Annotated in this window: 1 protein-coding gene; it reads right to left on the reverse strand. The window is 66.6% G+C overall.

The features are described from left to right. On the reverse strand, positions 1 to 2,331 hold a 2,331-nt coding region (locus AB0N02_RS47265), incomplete at both ends, for a condensation domain-containing protein (protein ID WP_363961747.1).

The raw sequence follows: 2,331 nt of genomic DNA on the forward strand, positions 1-2,331 counted from the left end.
GTGACGTCCCCGCACACCACCGCGGTCGCCGCACCCCTCTCCCGGACCTGGGCCTCGAACAACTCCGGAAGAGTCGCCACCGGCACCTCAAGCGCCGTGTCATTCCACTCGACCAGAACTTGCCGCCGCTCTTCCGGCGACAGCACATCCAGCTGACCCACCCGCACATCACTGTCAACGGCCACCGCCTCCAGCACGACGGTCAGCCGTGCGGCCAGCAACTCGACCGTCTCCCGATCGAACAGATCGACCGCGTACTCCAGCGATCCGTCCAGTCCGTCGGCATCGCGACGCTCGGCCAGACTGACGGCCAGATCGAACTTGGCCGTCCCCAGGTTCACCGGCAGCGACGTCCACGACAGCCCCGGCAGGTCCAGTTCCGGCACCACGTTGTTCTGGAAGGCCAGCATCACCTGGAACAGGGGGTGCCGGGCCATGGAACGCTCGGGATTGAGCAACTCCACCAAACGCTCGAACGGCACATCCTGATGGGCGTAGGCCGCCAGATCCGCCTCACGCACCCGATCGACCAACTCCCGAAACGACGGATCCCCCGACACATCGGTCCGCAACACCAGCGTGTTGACAAAGAACCCGACCAGATCGTCCAGCGCCTGATCCGTACGACCGGCCACCGGAGACCCGATCGGAACATCACTCCCCGCACCCAACCGGCTCAACAACGCCGCAAGCCCGGCCTGAAGCACCATGAACATCGTCGCACCGGACTCACGCGCCACCCGCTCCAGATCACGGTGCAACCGCGCCGAAACCTCAAACGGCACCGCACCCCCGCGATGACTGGCACGCGCGGAACGGGGCCGGTCGAACGGCAACTCCAGTTGTTCCGGCAGGTCCATCAGCGCTTGGCGCCAATAGCCGAGCTGCTGACTGATCAGGCTGGCCGCGTCCTCCTCACCCCCCAGCAGCTCCCGCTGCCAGAGCGCGTAGTCGGCATACTGCACCGGCAACGGCGCCCACCGAGGAGCCACATCATCCACACGAGCCCGATACGCCACCGCAACGTCACGAGCCAACGGCGCCAGCGACCACCCATCCCCCGCGATGTGATGCAACACCAGCAACAACACATGCTCACCGCCCGACACCCGGAACAAACAAGCCCGGAACGGCAACTCAACCGAAACATCAAACCCACGGCGCGTTTCCCCCTCGACCGCCGCCTGAAGATCGCCGTCCTCACCGACCTCCACCCCCCGCAACCCCGGCCAGCACGAAACGTCCAGGACCTGCTGACGAGCGACCCCGTCCACCTCGGGAAACAACGTCCGCAACGACTCATGCCGCCCGACCACGTCCCGCAACGCCGCCCCCAACGCCACGACGTCCAACCCACCCGCCAACCGCAACGCGATAGGAATGTTGTAGGTCGCGGTACCGTCGTCGAAACGGTTCAGGAACCAAAGGCGCTGCTGAGCGAACGACAACGGAACCACACCAGAGCGCTCCACCGCCACCAACGCCGGACGAGCCTCCTCACCCGAAACCGCCAGCCGCTCCGCAAGACCCGCCACCGTCGGCGCCTCGAACAGCACTCCGACCGGCACCTCAAGGTCCAGAACCCTGCGGATCCGGCCGACCAATCTGGCCGCGGACAGGGAGTGGCCGCCCAGATCGAAGAACGAATCGTCGACACCGACCCGCTCCACCCCCAGCACCTCGGCGAACACCCTGCTCAGTGCCTCCTCCAACGACGTCCGCGGAGCACGCGACGACACCGGAGAGGAGAGGTCAGGAGCAGGCAACGCCTTGCGATCCAGCTTCCCGTTCACCGTCAACGGCAACGCGTCCAGCACCACCACCGCAGCCGGAACCATGTACTCCGGCAACCGCCCGGCCACGTACTGACGAAGCCCCGCGACATCCACATCACCCACGACGTACGCCACCAGTTGCCGGTCAGCCGGTTGGTCCTCCCGCACTGTGACAACCGAGTCGATGACGCCCTGGTATCGGGCCAGCACCGCTTCCACTTCGCCGAGTTCGATCCTGAACCCTCGAAGCTTCACCTGGTCATCGGTACGGCCGACGAACTCCAACTGTCCGTCCGGCCTCCAGCGGGCCAGGTCACCACTGCGGTACATCCGCTCACCCGGCGCACCGAACGGACACGCCACAAACCGCTCCGCCGTCAGGCCGGGACGTCCCTGATAGCAGCGCGCCAGCCCCGGACCGGACACATACAGCTCACCCGCCACACCCACCGGCACCGGCCTCAAGGCCGCGTCGAGCACGTAGATCCGGGTGTTCCAGATCGGCCGGCCGATGGACGGGGTGCCGCCGCCCGACAGCGGATCGCTCATCGTCGCG

Origin of the sequence: Streptosporangium sp. NPDC051022, from assembly GCF_040683035.1 — a bacterium.
GTDB lineage: Bacteria > Actinomycetota > Actinomycetes > Streptosporangiales > Streptosporangiaceae > Streptosporangium.